Source organism: Shewanella sp. TC10 (assembly GCF_009663145.1).
Lineage (GTDB): Bacteria > Pseudomonadota > Gammaproteobacteria > Enterobacterales > Shewanellaceae > Shewanella.
On the sequence record NZ_VKHR01000018.1, the window covers coordinates 46309 to 66349 of the forward strand.

Genomic DNA, 20041 nt, shown 5'->3' on the forward strand with positions numbered 1-20041 from the left:
TACATCTTCTAATAATAAGGATAACAAATGAAGATTGAAGGCTTGAATATCGAAGATAATGGCAATGATAATGTTATTAACATTGACGAAGGCTCTATTTTTAGAGGATGTAAAATAATCATTAAGGGCGATAATAATTTTATTCACTTAGGTAAAGCACTTTTATACAAAGGCTTAGTGTTAAACTTAAAAGGTAATAATAAACGCTTTGAAGTCAAAGAGTCTAATAAAAATATATGCAATGTTAAATTTACCTCTATTAGAGGTAATAACCAAGTGTTTACTATTGGTAAGAATTTGAGTTGTGGTGGAATTGAAGTTCAGATGAACGATGGAGATGAAACCTTTACTATTGGTGATGGCGGCTTATTCTCATGGGGAATAAAAGTGAGGACATCTGATGGACATTCCGTCGTTGATATGGCTACAAATAGAGCTATTAATTTACCAAAAGACGTGCATATTGGTGACAGAGTCTGGATTGGTGAAGATGTCAGGTTTTTGAAGGGGGCAGAAATACCTAGTGATTGTGTTATTGGGAGTGGCGCTGTCGTAACAAAAGCGTTCACACAATCCAACTGCGTAATTGCTGGCTTTCCTGCTAAAGTTGTTAAAAATGACATTTTATGGGATCGCAGAATGCCTAGAGAGTTTAACAAAATAGACGGAAATAAGAATAAATGAGAACTTTGTATTTGCATGTGGGGCAGGATAAAACAGGGTCAAGTTATATTCAATCAGCTCTAGTTAATAGCCTGAAAGAGTTACATGAAAATAAGTTATTTTACCCAGTAAACAGAAAGATTTTATTAGCTAAAGAGGGTAAGATTTCTTCAGGTAATGCAGGCTTATTGAGTAACTCCGAACTAGTTGCTTTCAAGGATTTAGAAGATAACGAGTCAATTTTAATAAGTGGTGAACAGTTATTCAGGTTAATACCCCAAGATGATTTTTTAGTAACTTTAAATGAATTCAAGAATAAATATAACATTGGTCGTGTTAAATGTTTGCTGTATATTCGTGAACCGATGGAGCATCTATCTTCAGCCTACCAACAAGCGATTAAGAGAGGTGGATACTCAGGAACAATTGAAGAGTTTGCACCAACTTATATGCATACCAAAAAAGTTTATAATTTCGTCAAATTTTGTAATGAATCAAAAGATTTCGAATTAAAAATATTCAACTATAGCAAGAGGAAAAATAAGCTTATTGAATCATTTGAAATCTGGCTTGGAATAAAGCAAACCACACTTAAAACTCCTGAAATTAAAACGGTAAACCGCTCATTGACTAGAGCTGAATTAGAGTTTCAAAGAATCGTTAATGTAAAGTTGGGAAAGGTTGGTTCATTTGTATCTGATGCTTTGTGTGAGACATTACCCCAGATTAAATCAGAGAAAGTTAATGTTCCAATTGATTTACAAAAGATAGTTTTGAAAAAACTCACAAGTTTTTGCGAATATATAGACAGATATTCAATAAATGAAGGGGAATCAGATACATACAGTATGGACTTTATACCGGAAGAAAAATTTACTGATAACTACTCATTTTCAGCTGAGCAAATAGGTGTTATTGCTGAAGCAATGCATGTTTATTACTCAAATACTAAAGTAATGAAACAATCTAATTCAAAGGGAAGCCTATGAATATTGCCATTGCGGGCACAGGCTATGTAGGCCTGTCTAATGCTGTACTGTTGTCACAGCACAATAAAGTTTACGCAGTAGACATTGTTAAAGAAAAAGTGGATTTGTTAAATCAAGGCCGTGCGCCTATTGTTGATGCTGAAATCGAAGATTATCTACAGAATAAACAGTTAGATTTAACTGCAACATTAGATAAGCAGCTAGCGTATGAGAATGCTGATTATGTGATTATAGCGACACCAACGGATTATGATCCTGAAACAAACTACTTTAACACTCATTCAGTTGAAGCCGTTATTCAAGATGTTCTAGCTATTAACCCTCAGGCGGTAATGATCATAAAGTCAACGGTGCCAGTTGGTTTTACTGAAAGTGTGCGTAAGAAATTCAACTGCGAACATATTATCTTTTCACCGGAATTTTTACGTGAAGGCCGTGCTTTATTAGATAACCTTTACCCGTCTAGAATTATTGTTGGTGAACAGTCGGCTCGTGCTAAACAATTCGCTGATTTGTTAGTTCAAGGCGCTATTAAGCAAGAAATTGAAGTGCTATTTACAGATTCAACCGAGGCTGAAGCTGTTAAGTTATTCTCAAATACGTACTTAGCCATGCGAGTTGCCTACTTTAATGAACTTGATAGTTATGCGGAAAGCCATGGTTTAAATAGTAAGCAAATCATTGAAGGCGTCGGTTTAGACCCACGTATAGGCAGCCATTACAACAACCCATCATTTGGTTATGGTGGTTATTGTTTACCGAAGGACACTAAACAGCTGCGTGCAAACTATGCTGACGTGCCTAATAGTATCATTGGCGCAATTGTTGAAGCGAACACGACTCGGAAAGATTTTATCGCGGATTCTATTATTAAACGTAAGCCACAGGTTGTAGGCATTTATCGTTTAGTGATGAAATCTGGCTCGGATAACTTCAGATCTTCTGCTATTCAAGGGATTATGAAGCGTATTAAAGCAAAAGGTATTACCGTAGTAATATATGAGCCCGTCTTAACTGAAAAAGAGTTTTTTCATTCTGAAGTTATGACAGACTTAGATGCTTTTAAAGAATTATCAGATGTCATTATAGCCAACCGAATGGAAGACACGCTACTTGATGTCGAGTCTAAAATATATACACGTGATTTATTTGGTAGTGATTGATGTAAGTAAGCATCTGTAAATAAGCTTTTTAAACTTGGTTCGATGAAGTCGAAGTTTTTGGTTTGATGTTTAGTAGCTTGTTAATCTTGTTGTTTGAAATGCTACTGAATTAATTAAATGTGTGACCGTTGAGTTTAAATTAATACCAACACAACTTACGGTCATACATTTTTATTTAGTTAACTTCTATTTATTCTGGATATCCTGTTGTCTTCAAATCTCTTTAAACCTTTTTTAATTTGTAGCGGTTTTCACCGAAGTGCTACTTCAGCAACCACCCAGTGGTTATCCGATGCCGGGTTAAAACTTGGTAATGAACTTATGGGCTGCAATATTCATAACCCAAAAGGTTATTATGAAGACAAGAGGGTAGTTAAATTTCATAATGAATTATTAGAAAATGATGCAAAAAGCTGGAAAAGTGTAGAACCAATAAGAACAACAAATCCATCATGTATTAAAGAGTATATTCAACTTCGTGAAGAAGAATATATCAATCCTAATGATATATTAGGTTTTAAAGATCCTAGAGCTCTGCTTTTTTTAGATGAATGGCATGAGGCTCTAGGTGATAGAGCAAGTTATGTATTTGTTATTCGACATTGGTCAAGTTGTACTGAGTCTTTACTTAATCGCCATAGTAAAAATTTGGCTTATTCGCTTCCCCAAAATTTGTCAGAAAAGCGAGATATTGATTTTTGGACTACACCTAGTCTTGCTGCTCAAATGTGGCTTAATTATAATTACCGTTTGCTGGAATTTGCCACACAGCACCCGGAACGAGTGATGATTGTTACTCAGAGAAGCCTTTTTGAAGGTGTGCCTTTAATTAACGCGTTAAATGAAAAATTTACTTTGAATTTAGATTCTGGTGTTAAACCTGCGATCGATAAGTCATTGCTGAGAGATAACTGTAAAAGTTCAGTTATTTCGAATTTATCCAGTACGTTACAGTCAAGATTGAATAACTTATGGAACGAATTAATCGATATAGCTCAATTTACCGCTGCAAATGAATCCCCACTTATTGTTGAAGAAAACACTGAGCTAATACAAAATTGCTTAAGTGACTTTAAACTTTACCAAAAAGATGATTACAGTAAACAATTGACTTACTGTGGAGGTGTAAAGCCTGAAGTTGGTCATTCTGATGCATGTATTGATATCAATGCTCTCTCTATTTTGACCAACAAATGTATAGAAGAGCCAGATAACACCATTGAAAATGAAATAAACCTCATTTTAGAGAAACTATTAAAGTTGAAGGTATTCACACTACTAGAGCAAGATTTAAGTTGCCTTAATAACCTTGTTGGCAATACACATCTAAAAGACAAGACGAAATTTACATTAGGTAAAACCCTATTAAGAATAAAGCAGTTTTCAAGCGCTAAAACAGTTTTTGAAGAACTCGTGAACCGCAAAGTTCTACTTTTTGGGAGTTATTATAATCTAGCCCTTTGCTATGAGCACTTTGGTCTTTTAGATGTAGCAGCAGATTTATACAAAAAAGCGCTATCAATAAAACATAACAGCCCTGTTTTGCTAATCAGTTATGGAAAGTTACTAATACGGGATATGCGATTTGACGAAGCTGAATCGATTTTAAAGAAAGCCATAGAATCAGATAAACCAAACTCTTTATATGTCTATGCTGATTTACTGATAAAGCTTGAAAGATATTCAGAAGCGCAGAATGTTTATATGAGAATCCATAATATGACAGGTGAGAGTAAACCTCTTTTAAAGTTAGCTAATTTAACAATGATTCAGGACCAGAAGGCTGGCATGGTGCAATATAAACATCATGTTAAGTTAAAATTAGCAGAAGAAGACCGATTTAAATGGCTATCTAATACTTTGCAGTCAATTCATGATTCAAGTGCAGAGAGTGACTTAACTAATAGAATACTCTCTCATTGGAGAACGATTAATTCACTTTAACTGAACCTGCTGCGAGAAGTGCTGACATTCAACTTGATATTTTTCTTGTAGTTTGGTTAAGTTAAAAGAGCCTGCCGTGCTTTAAAATACCAAATTAGCACCTGACGACCTCATATCTCAACATGCCTCTGCTATTATCCCCATGTGCGCTTTTTTTACATAACACAACAGTAATTTACCTAATTGCAAGTCGATATATTGTGAGCCTCTGACGCTTTTACAGCTCAAGCTCTGTAGTCGTTGTCGTAGATTGAAAGCTTTCTTTAACGACCTCGAGCTAAATCTGTGGTTATCACATTCTGAATTCCTGAAATAATGGCCTAATGTTATGCCAGCTGCTTTCTTCATTTGTAAAGTAAATGAGTGCTTACGATAAGTGAATTTTCCGTATTTGCTGCAATGTAACCTTGCTTGAGTAGTGCGGAAAGATAATAACATTAAATTTTTTCAGCTTAACATTCTTGTGGGTATCTTTTTTATGACTACTTTAAACTCATATTGATTATTTAATTTGTTGATATTATGTTCAAGCTTGAGTCTCCGATAGAATTAAATCTCAACAATAAACTATTGATTTAGAAATTACTTACATTGTTATTTCTTCAACTTCTTTCTTATCTCTTGTTATAATAATCAAAGTGTTGTTAATTTATGTTGTTTGAGTTTGATTGCTCATTTAATTAGTAGGTTTAAGAATGGAATATAACTCAAGTTTAACTATGGATTTTATCGTTAAGCACCTAGATTCAGAAAAAGGCTTAGCGTTAACAAAACTGTGTCATGGCTTTTGGGAACTTAGAGTTAGGTTGCAGCAAGAATCAGACAGTGAAGATCATCTTATTACAAATGAAGATTTTTCAAATGTCATAAAGAACTGGCCTATTGATTTGTTTAACGAACTTTTAGATATATTGGCTAACGAATATAAAAATAATCAATTGATGTCATTATGCTCCGCTTTTGGGTGGCGAAATGGACTTGAGATTGAGGGGACACCAATTGAGGGCTTAGATAGTGTTAACCAGCTAATCAAAAGTTCTCACCATAAAGAAGCTAAAATCTATGATGGTTTATTTTGGAAAAACTCTATTTCAAATGGTGACTTTGCTAAGTTTATTAGTGTTATACAGCAACGCCCCATAGTCGTTATTGGTCCTGACTATCTTCATGGTTTTTCAAGTTTCGCCGGTTTAACTAACTCTAAATTTGTTGAAGTTGATTCCAAAAAAGCAGCGTGGGAAAGGAATGAAATAATTGATAAAGTATCAGCTTATGTTGAAGAGTTGGGCAGCGGTACAATTTGCTTATTCCAAGCTGGTGGTACACCTTCATCATGGATGGTCAGTAAATTAATTGAAAGGCATACTGATAGCTTCTTTTTTGTTTTAGGGCAAGCACTGAATATCTGTAATGTTGCATATCTAGAAAACAAAAACTGGTTTTTAGTTGATAGAAAAGCTATTTGCGATTGTATTGAATTAATCAACCCTAGCTGGAATATCAGCCATAATCATTTTTCAATAGATAGCCCTTTTTTTGGTATTAATAGTGATACAAGATGGGACGTTTTCAAAAAAGGGGTTATTCCACCTAAGTTCATTGAAGTTAACGAAAGCCAAGAACCTGAAAAACTATCTTTTATAGAAAATAAACCTATCGATTTTAAAGTACTTGAAAGTTATTTATCGACATCAAAGCTACATAATCATTGGGCAAATTTTGGGCCAGTTACTGAGGTATTAGAGAATACTATCGCAGCTAATTTAGCATTAGCATCTGATAAAAAAGTATTAATGACTAAAAGTGGTACTGATGCTATTCATCTTGCAGTAAGTTTAGCAGAAGCTAGAGCGAATAAGTCTTTGCGTTGGATAGTATCTTCTTTTGGCTTTATGTCGACAAATATAGGTTGTTTATCCAATGCAAGCTTAATTGATTGTGATATTGAAGGTCAGTTTTCCCTAGACGCTCTAAAGGCCATTCCGCTAGATGCTTGGGATGGAGTTGTAGTAACTAATATTTTTGGTTTAGCAACTAAGCTTAAGGCTATAGAAAAGTATTGTCAGCTACACGGAAAAAAAATAATACTGGATAACGCGACTGGCTATATCCTTCAAAATAGAGCTGTTTTACCTAATTGCCCTGAAATTATTAGTTTTCACCAAACTAAACCTTGGGGCTTAGGCGAAGGTGGATGTCTTATACTTGATGAAGAAGAGTATAGTATAGCAAGGAAACTGATTAACTTTGGGGTAGGTGCAGACAAAACATATCAGCGTTTTGCTTATAATGGCAAGATATCTGATTTTAACAGTGCTCTGATTTTATATAGACTATCGACCGTAGCTCAGTGGAGCCACTTGTATAGAATGCAAACCAGGCGGATTATTAAACTTGCTAAGCAAGTTGGTATAAAACCTATATCCACTATACCTAACAATACTATTATGGCTTATGTACCATTGATTAGCCCTTCTGTAGTAAAAAATGAGATGCTCGATAACAACGATGTCATTTTTAGGAAATATTATAAGCCTCTTGATGATGAGCAGGTTAATGCATCAAATATTTATGAAAAAATATTTTGCGTACCTTGTCACGGTAAGGTAGCTGATATTTCTGATGAAAAACTATTACTTCTTTTTTCAAATTTAATAAAGTAGCTAGAAAATGAAAATCGCAATCATGCAACCTTATTTTTTCCCTTATTTAGGTTATTTTCAGCTTATTAACTCTGTTGATAAATTTGTCATTTTAGACAATGTTCAATACATTGATAGTGGATGGATAAATAGAAATCAATTAGAAAGTAATGGTCGTAAATTTTTCTTCACAATACCCGTTCGCTCATCTGAAAGGAAAAAGATGATAAAAGATGTGAAGGTTTGCAAGTCAGAATTAAGTCATTTCACTAAGAAGTTTAAAAAAACCCTGACTTCAAATTTTTCTAAGTCACCAAATTACGTAAGTGTTTTTAATGAGATTGATTCATTACTATCGAACAATAAGTCTGATTCAATTTTAGAAATAGCCGAACCCTCTATAATACAAACTTGTCAGCGTTTAGGGATCACCACTCCAATAGTACGTTCTTCATCTTTAACCTTGCCTTTTGGCGCTAATCGACAAGATAGAGTTATTGATATAGTTAAAGAGCTAAATTGTACTCATTATTTAAACCCTATAGGTGGGGATAGCCTGTATGACACAGATTATTTCACTAGTAGGGGAGTAAAGTTAGATTTTTTTAAGCCAGAATTGCCAATTTATAAACGTGGTGATAATCAATTTGTTTCAGGTTTATCTTGTATCGATTATATGATGTGGCAGCAGCGTGTTGGAAAACTTAACTATGACTAACAGTTTTAGGTAACAAAATGAACTATATATTTTTAATGTGTTCTGAACGATCTGGTAGCAATTTAATTACTAAAATTTTTGATTCTCACTCTCAAATATGTGGTCCTTCGACTGCCCATATAGCAGATGTTTTATGTCCAAATTTATATAAGTATGGCTCTTTTAATGAGTTAACCTGGCGTAGTTTGGTTGAGGACATAAATGTATTACTTGATAGTAAGAATGCATATTGGAAGAAGACGTTCACCTTAAATGATCTTCTGCAAGCTAGTGAAAGCTTCAGTGTCCATCAACTATTTGATTATATTTATAGTTCTGAAGCCCAAAGTCACGATAAGACTTCTGTGATGATTAAAGAGAATAGGATTTACGAATTTTTACCATTTTTTATGCAGCTTTCACCTTTTGCAAATTATGTATATATGGTTAGAGATCCTAGGGATATGGCTGCATCATGGAAGCATAGTTACTCAATTCGCGGTGGTGCGGTGAGAGGAGCAAAAGTTTGGTTAGCTGATCAACTAGGCTTCCTAAAAGCAAGAAGTTGGTTAGGCAATGATAAAGTGCCATTTTTTAAATATGAAGATTTATTGCAAAACCCTGAAGAAACAATAACAAAAGCATGTATAACAATCGGATATAATTTCCAGCCAGAAATGTTAAATTTTTATCAGCAAGCGGCGACAAAAGAAAATGCAAGTCGTGCTGCAGATTGGCGTAATGTTGATAAACCATTGCAAAAAGATAATGCTGGTAAATATTCAGATAGATTGACTAAGGCAGAAATTCAATATGTTGAATTTTTATGTAAAGATTTAATGGCTGCATTCAATTATATTCCAGCTTTCCCCCTAATTTCTGAAGAGGAGTTTATTGAATTGGAAAAGAGTCTTTTGGCAATTGAACCAAATGTAAAAGCAGCATACGAAAATGAAACTTCAGAAGCGGAAAAATTGAGACGTAAATCGCATCATGGACGTAGTAAAGAAATTTTTGATAAAAAAATAGACTGGATTGAGTTTTCATAAAATTAATTACAGTTTTTAGGACTAGGAATGCTGAGTTATTTACATTTACTAATTCAGCATTCCTATTGTCTAAATTTAGTTTTCTAATGATTCAATTCGATCTACTAAACTTGATATGGTTGTCGACACACCGTTATCAATAAATGTGATATCTCCACTTGTGGTTACATTGCCGTCGCCATCAACTATAAATTCCACTTTTCCAGAGCCTACTTTTGAGAATGATAATTTATCACTGTCATTTGTTATTCTCCATGTCACTCCTGTAGTTTCATTTTCGAACTCTAAACGTACATCACCATTTTTATTAACCATTTTTAACATCAATTGGTCTTCTAATGTTGAGTGTGCATTCTCTAATAATACGAAAGGAGTACTGTTGTTCACATCTGAGCTATTATATACATGTAATTGAGACTTTGGTGCCTCGGTTCCAAGTCCAATACCACCATCAGAGTTTATGAATATTGAATTTTTTGGAGCACCTGTTTTAATCCTAAAAGGTAATTTAGATCCATTAGTCACATCACGTACAAAAAAGTTAGTTTCATTACCTGCGATATCCCAAGTTTGGGCGGTAAAACCTGAACTGCCGTTTTGTTCTAAACGTAACGTTGGGCTATCACCATTAACAACATGCATTTCAACTACAGGAGTTGATGTACCAACACCAATTCTGCCACCATCATCAACATATAATGAGTGACTCGGTGCTGAAGCCTCTATAGTAAAAGGCGTTCTACCACCAGTTATATCATCGATTGAAAATTTGTTTGCACCACCATTTTCACTGTCATTGGCGGTTATTTGCCAATCGTTACTTGGGAAACTCGCACTAGTACTGGTGTCTTGAAATTTTATTCTTAAGTTATTTTCTTTCAAACGTAATGTATCAAAACCAAATGACTCACCATTGACACAGTCTTGACCAAGACAAGCACTGCCTACCACAATTAAATCATCATTTATTTGGTTGTCAGCAGAAACTGAAGTCGACACCAGAAGTGGTAAAGAGCAAAGCGCCAATGCGCTATATTTTGTTATTTTCATTTTATTCCCTTGATTGAAATTTAAACTAAACTGCTTTATTTACTACTGACGAAAGGTGCTTCACTTTCTGATTGAGTATCAACAAACTCGCCATTAAGCACATTAAAGTGCCCCCAATGAGTTGTTACCTCGCCTATATTTCTATAGACGTTATCTCTTCCCGTTTTTCTATCAGATACTTTTTCTACACCAGTATTTTTACTGTATTGAATTTCGTATTTGTAATGCCCCTCAGGCAAAACACCTAATCTTTCGAAGTCTAATTGTGAGTCTTTTGCATCTAATTGCGCTTGATAGTTGAAATCATTTGGCCCAGATATAGTAATAGTTGCAATATCATAGTTGAGCTCTGTAGCTTCAATATCTAATTCAGATGCACTTACTACAATATTAGTTGTTTCGGCAGCAACTGAAGTGCAAAATAATAATGATGATAAATAGAGCGCTCGATATAGTGGTGAGTTCATCTTTATTTCCATATTTAATAATATATCTATTTTAACTAAGTTTTAACAAAAGTAAAAGAGAGGTGTCAAAATACTGGCACTGGTAGATCCTGTTAAACCTTGTTCGAAGTTTCTGATATTCGTTTTAGCTGTTTTTGGTGATTTTATTGCTATACAAATCATTTGCTTGTGGTTTTCGATGTGCAGGGGGAAATATTAATTATTAATAGGTACTAAAGTTTTATATATGTGGCGGGGTGTTACTTTTGTAACTTAGTGTTATCATTGTGTTACGTGGTATTACTTGTCATTGTAAAAGGATATTTGGTGTCTCTATGCCATTAGCTCATAAAAAGCCATTAGCTCATAAAAAATCATTAGCTCATAAAAAAACAAATAATAAATTCTCATCTCGTTCTCTCTTTCTTTGCTTCTTGTTAACTTCCTTTCTTATATTTTCTGATGAATCAAGGGCCGCTGGCACAGACTTATTATTATCAGCTGAGTTTAGTAGTGATAGTATTTCTAGTGGAAGTGCTTCAACGTTAACTTATACGTTAACAAATAACTCCCCAGATACTAATGCAACGGACATTGATTTTTCCGTTAGCTTACCTAGTGATGCCACAATATCTCAACAAGTTAATTATTCCACTACGTGTCTTAACGGCGCAGAATCAATAACCAAAGGGGATAGTTCAGCTAGCTTTACCGGTTTTGAATTAAATTTTTCTGAGAGCTGTGAAATTTCATTCGATATTGCTTCTGATTCTTTAACTGATCAGGTGTTAACTATTACCACTAGTGGTTTGATGTCGAGTTTAGGTACTGCTAATAATATTTCAAAAGATCTAACCGTTTCTACTAGCTCTATCACTGCGCAATTAGACATCACTGATAGTGTTATTAAGTATCAAGATTCAACCACACTAACGCTAACGTTAACCAATAATTCTGCGGGCTTTGCTTATAACTTTTTGGGTTCTATTGAGTTACCGTCTGGGATTAGCTTTGGTGATGATGTTAGCGTTACTACTTGCGGAGATTATTTCACAGCCACTAAACAAAATGACTCAACACTAAACTTAAGCTCATTTAACATTAACAGCTCTATTGTCGCATTTGTTAGTGGCGCAGGCAGCACGTGCTCTATTTCTGTAACTATTAATAGCGAAATAGGAAGTGAATACGATGCAATTACAAGTGATCTTAGCTACTCTGAAAGTAATACCGCTATTACGATTGGTAGAGCAGGTGACTCTCTCACGGTAAATGGCATTGGTTTTGTCGATATGTCCTTTTCACCAAAAATCGCTCAACCTGGTGAGTTAATTGAATTAGTGGTGGCTATTTCTAACTTTGATCGAAGTAACTCTGCTAATGATATCGCTTTCACCAATGATCTTGATTCTGCGCTTTCTGGTCTTAGCGCAGTTGGTCTTCCGTTAAATGATGTATGTGGTGCTGGCTCCACAATTTCAGGAACAAGTAGTTTAACTTTCTCTGGAGGAACTGTAGCGGCCTCTGATACCTGTACTTTCACTGTTCCAGTTCAAGTTCCCGCGAATGCGGTTAGTGGCTCCTACACAAATAATGTCACTAATATTTCGTCATCTCTTAATGGTGCATATGATGATGTACTTAATTCACTGATTGTATCCAATGCTCCAACCATGCAAATGGCTATCGTTGAAAGTGATTTGTCGGCTGGTAACGATGTTACATTGCGATATACGTTAACTAACATTGATACTGTAAACCAAGCTACGGCCGTTTCATTTAGTACCTTTGTTGGTTCGCCTTCATTTGCATCTATTACTACTTTACCAGGCGCAAATTACTGTAACTCATCGGGTAATAGCGTCACAGTCACTGACTTTGATTTAAATGCAACTGTCAATATTTCGGATATTATTCTCGATGCTGGCGCTGTTTGTAGTTTCGATTTAGTGATGACCCTTAATGATTCAGTTGTCCCTGGTAATTATAGTTTTGAATCAAGCGATATTAGTAGTGTTCTTAATGGTTTGAATGTGACTGGCGAATCGCCATCTGCTACCGCTTCGTTTAATGTTGACGCTGCTCCTAGGTTAAGTTTCTCATTTTCTGACAATGTATTATTGCCAGGGGCACAAAGTTCAATCGATGTTGTATTAACTCATCATGTTAATTCGAGTAGTGATGCTACTGATGTCGGATTTACTTTGGATTTAGACGCCGGACTTACAGGTTTAGTTGCGACTGGTGCCCCCTTTAATGATATTTGTGGTACTGGGTCAAGTATCACGGGCACGTCATTAATTACCTTAAGTGGCGGTATGCTATCTGCGGGTAATAGCTGTGAGTTTTCTATTCCTGTTCAACTACCTGCCAATACCGTTGGTAGTGGGGTCACATTTACCAGTTCTAGTGTCAGTGCGACTGTAAGTGGAAATACAGTAACCAATATTGCAGCTAATACCAGTGTTGATATTTCTGGGCTTACATTTAATAAAAGCTTTGAGTCTAGTTCGCTTCGAGTTGGAGCTGGAGGTTCCGAAATTGACTTGAATTATGTTATTACCAATCAAGCTGGTGCAGGTGATGTTACAGCATTAACCTTCAGCGAGAATTTTAATAGTTTTATTTCTGGTGCAGTAATAAGCTCTGTTGATCAGAATGGATTTTGTGGTGCGAGTTCTTCTGCTGTTGCGGCAATAAGTTACTTTTTATCTGTTTCTAATATTGAAGTAGCGAATGGTGAACAGTGTAGTTTGCAAATTACACTATCAATTCCTGACTCTACTGCCATTGGGGTCTATACAACACAATCAACGAGTGTGTCAGGCCAAGTTGCGGGGACTCCAACAGCTTTTGATAATATTAATAGTACCTTGTCCATTAATGAGCTGACGGTTGTTACTAATATTGATGTCACAAGTCCTACATCTGTAACTACCATCAATATGGGAATCACTTTTTCAGATGCCGTTACAGGCTTTGATATTAATGACATAACTGTTTCAAATGCTACAGCAGATAACTTTACTGGTTCAGGTGCAACTTATAATGTTGAAATAACGCCGATTTTAGATGGTGATGTTACTTTATCTATCAATGCTGGTATTGCAATAGATGCCTTAGACTCCAACGTTACCAATGCTGCTGCTGAGCCAATAGTGTTTGTTTTTGAAACGACCCCAGTTAATCCTACTCCTAGCCTTAGTATTAGCGCCCCTTCGCAGATATTAATTAGTACAGGAACAGTGGTATATGATGTAAGTTATACCGACGTAGAACAAGTCAATCTGACTGCCGCTGATATTAGTTTGAACAATACTGGTTCAGCAAATGCTGATATCTCAATTATCAATGGTGACACTAGCTCGCCTCAAATCAGCTTAACTAATTTTTCTGGTGATGGTTCTTTAGGAGTCACTATTGCAGCTGGTACAGCCAGATATTCTGTGAATACAGCTCCATCAGCGGGGCCTTCTGCTTTATTTGTTGTTGATACGCACAAACCGACAGTTTCTCTAACGGCCAATTCTGCTAATCAAACTGGAGACTTTACTGTCGATATCGCATTTGAAGAAGATGTGACAGGTTTTGATATTGCAGATATAAGTATTAGCAATGGTTCTTTGACAAATTTCCAATCTTTAGATGCAAAAACATATTCTGTTTTAGTTAGTGCATCAGGGGAAGTAGCCATAAGTTTGAGTATTGCTGATAGTGCTGCAATTGATGCTGCTGGAAATGGCAACAGTGCTTCTAATACTTTGAATGTTAGCTATGATGACATTTTACCCAATGTTTCGATATCAGGTCCTGCTAGCCCTGTTTTAACAAGTTTCACTGCTACAGTCGATTTCAGTGAGATAGTGACAGGCTTTGAAGTTAGCGATCTACAAGCAACTAATGCAAGCTTTTCAAATTTTAGTGATATTGACGGTAAACAATACACTGTAACAGTTACGCCTATTGCTCAAATGACTGTTGCAGTTGATATCGATGCAAATATTGCTACTGATGCACTTGGTAATGGAAACCTTGCTGCGAATACTTATTCAGTACTTTATGACTTCAATGACACGCCAGTTCTTAATGGTTCACCGGCAACAACGGTAGATGAAGACAGTGCTTATAGCTTCACGCCATCAGTCAGTGATGCTGATGCAGGGGATACTTTAACCTTCAGCATTACCAATAAACCAACCTGGGCAACGTTTAGTACCAGCAATGGTCAATTGTCAGGTACCCCAACCAATGCGAATGTGGGCACTACATCGGGTATCGTGATTTCAGTGAACGACGGTACAGAGACCGTGAGCTTGTCAGCGTTTAGCATTGAAGTGACTAACACTAACGATGCGCCAGTATTAACCGGCACACCGGCAACAAGTGTGAATGAAGATGCCGCCTATAACTTTTCGCCTGCTGTTAGTGATGACGATACGGGCGATACTTTAACCTTTAGCATTACTAATAAACCAACATGGGCAACATTTAGCACCAGCAATGGCCAGTTATCTGGTACGCCAACGAATGCGGATGTGGGCACCACATCGGGTATTGTTATTTCGGTGAATGACGGTACAGAGACCGTGAGCTTGTCAGCGTTTAGCATTCAAGTGACTAACACTAACGATGCACCAGTATTAACCGGCTCGCCAGCCACAACGGTGAATGAAGATACCGCCTATAGCTTTACACCTGCTGTCTCAGATGATGATGCAGGGGATACCTTAACCTTTAGTATTACTAATAAACCAACATGGGCGACGTTTAGCACCAGCAATGGTCAGTTATTTGGTACGCCAACGAATGCGGATGTGGGCACTACATCGGGTATCGTGATTTCAGTGAACGACGGTACAGAGACCGTGAGCTTGTCAGCGTTTAGCATTGAAGTGACTAACACTAACGATGCACCAGTATTAACCGGCTTACCGGCAACAAGTGTGAATGAAGACACCGCGTATAGCTTTATGCCTGCTGTTAGTGATGACGATGCAGGGGATACATTAACCTTCAGCATTACCAATAAACCAACCTGGGCAACGTTTAGTACCAGTAATGGCCAGTTATCTGGTACGCCAACCAATGCGGATGTCGGTACGACAACCAATATTGTTATTAGTGTGAATGACGGCACAGAGACTGTGAGCATGGCAGCGTTTAGCATTGAAGTGACTAACACCAACGATGCACCTGTATTAACTGGCTCGCCAGCCACAACAGTGAGTGAAGATGCCGCGTATAACTTTACGCCGTCAGTCAGTGATGACGATACGGGCGATACTTTAACCTTTAGCATTACTAATAAACCAACCTGGGCAACATTTAGCACCAGCAATGGTCAATTGTCAGGTACCCCAACCAATGCGAATGTGGGCACTACATCGGGTATCGTGATTTCAGTGAACGACGGTACAGAAACGGTTGGCTTGGCAGCGTTTAGCATTGAAGTGACTAACACCAACGATGCACCAGTATTAACCGGCTTACCGGCAACAAGTGTGAATGAAGACACCGCGTATAGCTTTATGCCTGCTGTTAGTGATGACGATGCAGGGGATACATTAACCTTCAGCATTACCAATAAACCAACCTGGGCAACGTTTAGTACCAGTAATGGCCAGTTATCTGGTACGCCAACCAATGCGGATGTGGGAACTACATCGGGTATCGTGATTTCAGTATCAGACGGCACAGAAACGGTTAGCTTGGCAGCGTTTAGCATTGAAGTGACTAACACTAACGATGCACCAGTATTAACCGGCTCGCCAGCCACAACAGTAAATGAAGATACCGCCTATAGCTTTATGCCTGCAGTTAGTGATGATGATACAGGCGATACCTTAATCTTCAGCATTTCTAATAAACCAACATGGGCAACATTTAGCACCAGCAACGGTCAGTTATCTGGCACGCCAACCAATGCGGATGTGGGTACGACATCGGGTATTGTTATTTCAGTGAATGACGGTACAGAAACCGTTAGCCTAAAAGCGTTTAGCATTGAAGTGACTAACACTAACGATGCACCAGTATTAACGGGTACGCCGGCCACAAGGGTGAGTGAAGACAGTTCTTACAGCTTTACGCCATCAGTCAGTGATGACGATGCAGGCGATACTTTAACCTTCAGCATTACCAACAAGCCAACTTGGGCAACGTTCAGCACCAGCAGTGGCCAATTATCTGGTACACCAACCAATGCGGATGTGGGCACGACATCAGGTATCGTGATCTCAGTGAATGACGGTACAGAAACCGTGAGCTTGGCAGCGTTTAGCATTGCAGTGAGTAATACCAACGATGCACCAGTATTAACTGGCTCGCCAGCCACAACGGTGAATGAAGATACAGCGTATAACTTTACGCCGGCTGTCTCAGATGATGATGCTGGGGATACATTAACCTTCAGCATTACCAACAAACCAACATGGGCAAYGTTCAGCACCAGCAATGGTCAACTGTCAGGTACACCAACGAATGCTGATTTAGGCACTACGTCGGGTATTGTCATTTCGGTATCAGATGGGACGGACACTGTGAGCTTGGCAGCGTTTAGCATTGAAGTGACTAATACCAATGATGCACCAGTATTAACGGGCACGCCGGCAACAACGGTGAGCGAAGACAGTGCTTACAGCTTTACGCCATCAGTCAGTGATGATGATGCAGAGGATACCTTAACCTTTAGCATTACTAACAAGCCGACTTGGGCAACGTTCAGCACCAGCAATGGTCAACTGTCAGGTACACCAACTAATGCGGATGTAGGCACGACATCAGGTATTGTCATTTCGGTATCAGATGGTACAGAAACCGTTAGTTTGGCAGCGTTTAGCATTGAAGTGATGAATGTTAATGATGTACCAGTGTTTTCTGGAACAGCTCTTCTGACTATAAACCAAGGTGAAATATACAGTTATACACCAACAGTCGTTGACGATGATGAAACAGATACTCTGAGTTTTACTATTACTAATAAGCCTGATTGGCTTGAGTTTAGTGAAATGGATGGTTCATTGAATGGCACGCCTAAAAATGAAGATGTTGGTATTTTCGAAAGTGTTTCAATTTCAGTAACAGATGGGACCATTCAAGTTGATTTTCCTGCATTTGATATTGAAGTTATTAATGTAAATGATGCTCCAACGTTTGAATCTGAACCCGTTGTCGATGCTAAAGCGTTAACTCCCTATCTTTATGACATTGAAATAGAAGATATTGATGCTGACGATACGTTATCACTATCTCTAGTGACAGCCCCTGAATGGCTGACCATAAACGAAGTAAATCAACTTGTTGGAACGCCACCTGTAGAAAGTATCGGTGAAGATTTTGTTATAGAAATAGGGCTAACTGATGGCGTGATAGAAGAACTGATAATTCAAGAGTTTATCATCAATGTTACTGAGCCGACTGATACTGACTTAGCTGTAGAGGTTTCATTATCTCCAGCGCCAGCGACCTTAAATGACAAGGTAATTTTGTCAGTAAATATAGCTAACTTAGGCTATGTAGCAGCTAAAGATGTGGTTTATACGGTTGAGTTCGCTAGCGAATTAGAAATTGTTGCGCTAGGCAGTGATTGTGCAGACTTATCGTCAAATACATTTGAATGTTTGGTTGCAGAAGATATTGCAGTAGAAACTGATATTGAAAGTCATTTTGAATTTGATGTGATGACGATTGATTCAGGTCATACATATGTGTCGGTCAGTGTTGAAGGCGCAAATATTAATGGGGCGATAATCAATAAACAGAGTCATATTTTGCTAGCCCAAAATGTTGCTGACTTACCTGGTTTAGTACTAACCAGTAAAACTGCTGAAACTGGTTATATTGCAGACATTAATAATGATTTTTATCGTGACTTGTTAATTTACGATGAATCGATGAGAAGCATTGATATTTATATCAATGATGGTGCTGGAGGATTGACTTTAGACAGTTCAATTGAATTGCAAATGCATGCTTCTAGCATTGTGGTTGCTGATATTAACCTTGATGGTTATCAAGATATATTAACTACGGGCGGAGAAGAGCATGGTAATAGAGTTTATTTCTTAGGTGATGCTCTCGAACTATTGAGTGTTGAGATGCTTGATGATGTTAAAGCTGATATTGCAGTGGTCATTGACCTTGATAGCGATGGTTCACCCGAAGTGGTATTAGGTGGGAGTTATCAAAGTGAAATTGCAATTTATTCATATTTAGGGACAGGTAATACTGTAACGACACTATTAGATCTTAATTTGCAAAATAATATTCAAGATATAGCGGCTATAGAAAACTCATCTGCTAACTCTGAAGTAAATAGCGAAGTCACTGCCGAAGTAAATGATGACACTCGTTACTCAGATTCAGATTCAGATTCAGAGTCAGATGCAGTTGGTGTTTCTGATATTGCTGTTATTGAAACCAGTGATAGTAATGACTTGATGGTTTCTCGAGAGGGTTCAGATTCAGTGATAGTGAGTCATGATACTGAACAATGGACGATTGAACTTGCTCCACTCTCATTCAATTCAATCACTTCAATTATTGCTGACGATGTTAATAATGATGGTTTAGTTGATGCCATGATACGCAGAGAAGATGGGTGGTATTTGATCTTAGATGTGTTGAATGAAGCCATAGAGTCAAAAGTTTCTTTCCCATTAGCTGAAGATGTATTGATTGCTGATATAGAGCAAGATGGAGTGACTGATATTGTATTTATACAGCCACATGGAGTAAGTATTTGGCACTTTTATGGCATCGATGATATTAGACCAAATGATTTTGTCATTGATGGTCAGAACATAGTTTCTGTGCAACTAATTGACCTCAATAACAATAGTTATTCTGAGCTTGTTACATTAGATAGTGAATCAGGAGTATCAATTTGGTACCTCAGTGAAAGTGGCACAATTGGTGTTGAAGATGTCGATCTTTCAGTTCATGCCATTGGACCAAGTTTTCCTGAACAAAATCAGGAGACATCCATAAATTGGATGATAACTAATCATACCAATGCTTTAGCTCGGGATGTGAGATTTACTATGCCGGTGGTTGATGACTTAATGCTGGGTGCATTACCTGCTAATTGTAGTAATGCGGATCAGAAAGTTATTTGCCATATCGGTGATGTTAAAGCACTAGAAACCGTTTATGTGAAGATTAGTATGACGCCTCAGCGTAGTGGTGAATTTATGTTACTTGGGGTAGTTAGCAGTGAAGAGTTTGATTTAGATGAAAGCAATAATCGCGATAAACCAAGGTTTACTGTTGAGCCTTTACCAGATGGCGGTAGTTTGTCTTTGTGGATGATTCTTGTAATGCTATTGATGGCTTATCAAGTTCGTCGAAGAAGTTTTTATAATAAAAATTAATGCAGAGTAAAGTCTGCATGCTGATTT

The 20041-nt window shown here is 37.2% G+C and carries 10 protein-coding genes; 8 read left to right on the plus strand and 2 right to left on the minus strand.

All coding sequences use genetic code 11. The features are described from left to right. Window positions 1-27: 27 nt before the first annotated feature. The 7 genes from FNZ24_RS08490 to FNZ24_RS08520 all read left to right on the plus strand — a co-directional run bounded on the left by FNZ24_RS08490 (window position 28) and on the right by FNZ24_RS08520 (window position 9147). Window positions 28-684, plus strand: coding sequence for an acyltransferase (locus tag FNZ24_RS08490; protein ID WP_153914056.1), 657 nt, complete (start codon window positions 28-30; stop codon window positions 682-684). Further along, the gene (locus tag FNZ24_RS08495; RefSeq protein ID WP_153914057.1) at window positions 681-1652 is read left to right on the plus strand and encodes a hypothetical protein; all 972 of its coding nucleotides are present in this window, start codon (window positions 681-683) and stop codon (window positions 1650-1652) included. The genes FNZ24_RS08490 and FNZ24_RS08495 overlap by 4 nt, the downstream gene beginning before the upstream one ends. Further along, window positions 1649-2815, plus strand: coding sequence for a nucleotide sugar dehydrogenase (locus FNZ24_RS08500; protein ID WP_153914058.1), 1167 nt, complete (start codon window positions 1649-1651; stop codon window positions 2813-2815). Before FNZ24_RS08495 ends, FNZ24_RS08500 begins: the two co-directional genes overlap by 4 nt. Window positions 2816-3022: 207 nt before the next feature. Further along, on the plus strand, window positions 3023-4759 hold the full coding sequence (locus FNZ24_RS08505) for a tetratricopeptide repeat protein (RefSeq protein WP_153914059.1): 1737 nt from the start codon (window positions 3023-3025) through the stop codon (window positions 4757-4759). 695 nt (window positions 4760-5454) lie between these two features. Beyond that, window positions 5455-7422, plus strand: a complete 1968-nt coding sequence (locus FNZ24_RS08510) for a DegT/DnrJ/EryC1/StrS family aminotransferase (protein ID WP_153914060.1) — start codon at window positions 5455-5457, stop codon at window positions 7420-7422. Between the two features lie 7 nt (window positions 7423-7429). Continuing rightward, entirely contained in the window at window positions 7430-8119 is a 690-nt protein-coding gene (locus FNZ24_RS08515) for a WbqC family protein (RefSeq protein WP_153914061.1), read from the plus strand. Window positions 8120-8136: 17 nt separating this feature from the next. Then, window positions 8137-9147, plus strand: a complete 1011-nt coding sequence (locus tag FNZ24_RS08520; protein ID WP_153914062.1) for a sulfotransferase — start codon at window positions 8137-8139, stop codon at window positions 9145-9147. 75 nt (window positions 9148-9222) lie between these two features. Here the strand turns inward: FNZ24_RS08520 and FNZ24_RS08525 are convergent, their stop codons facing one another. Both FNZ24_RS08525 and FNZ24_RS08530 read right to left on the minus strand, forming a co-directional pair. Further along, window positions 9223-10197: a hypothetical protein gene (locus tag FNZ24_RS08525; protein WP_153914063.1), complete on the minus strand. Its 975-nt coding sequence runs from the start codon at window positions 10195-10197 to the stop codon at window positions 9223-9225. A 35-nt stretch (window positions 10198-10232) separates the two neighbouring features. Further along, complete coding sequence (locus FNZ24_RS08530; RefSeq protein ID WP_153914064.1) at window positions 10233-10664, minus strand: hypothetical protein; 432 nt, start codon at window positions 10662-10664, stop codon at window positions 10233-10235. Between the two features lie 314 nt (window positions 10665-10978). On the opposite strand from FNZ24_RS08530, the gene FNZ24_RS08535 reads away from it, so the two are divergent. Then, on the plus strand, window positions 10979-20014 hold the full coding sequence (locus FNZ24_RS08535; protein ID WP_153914065.1) for a putative Ig domain-containing protein: 9036 nt from the start codon (window positions 10979-10981) through the stop codon (window positions 20012-20014). Window positions 20015-20041 lie beyond the last annotated feature (27 nt).

What these genes read in the sequence shown, in the direction of transcription:
- FNZ24_RS08520 (WP_153914062.1), top strand. Translation starts at nt 8,137, where the DNA reads ATGAACTATATATTTTTAATGTGTTCTGAACGATCTGGTAGCAATTTA.
- FNZ24_RS08515 (WP_153914061.1), top strand. Translation starts at nt 7,430, where the DNA reads ATGAAAATCGCAATCATGCAACCTTATTTTTTCCCTTATTTAGGTTAT.
- FNZ24_RS08510 (WP_153914060.1), top strand. Translation starts at nt 5,455, where the DNA reads ATGGAATATAACTCAAGTTTAACTATGGATTTTATCGTTAAGCACCTA.
- FNZ24_RS08525 (WP_153914063.1), bottom strand. Translation starts at nt 10,197, where the DNA reads ATGAAAATAACAAAATATAGCGCATTGGCGCTTTGCTCTTTACCACTT.
- FNZ24_RS08530 (WP_153914064.1), bottom strand. Translation starts at nt 10,664, where the DNA reads ATGAACTCACCACTATATCGAGCGCTCTATTTATCATCATTATTATTT.
- FNZ24_RS08500 (WP_153914058.1), top strand. Translation starts at nt 1,649, where the DNA reads ATGAATATTGCCATTGCGGGCACAGGCTATGTAGGCCTGTCTAATGCT.
- FNZ24_RS08490 (WP_153914056.1), top strand. Translation starts at nt 28, where the DNA reads ATGAAGATTGAAGGCTTGAATATCGAAGATAATGGCAATGATAATGTT.
- FNZ24_RS08495 (WP_153914057.1), top strand. Translation starts at nt 681, where the DNA reads ATGAGAACTTTGTATTTGCATGTGGGGCAGGATAAAACAGGGTCAAGT.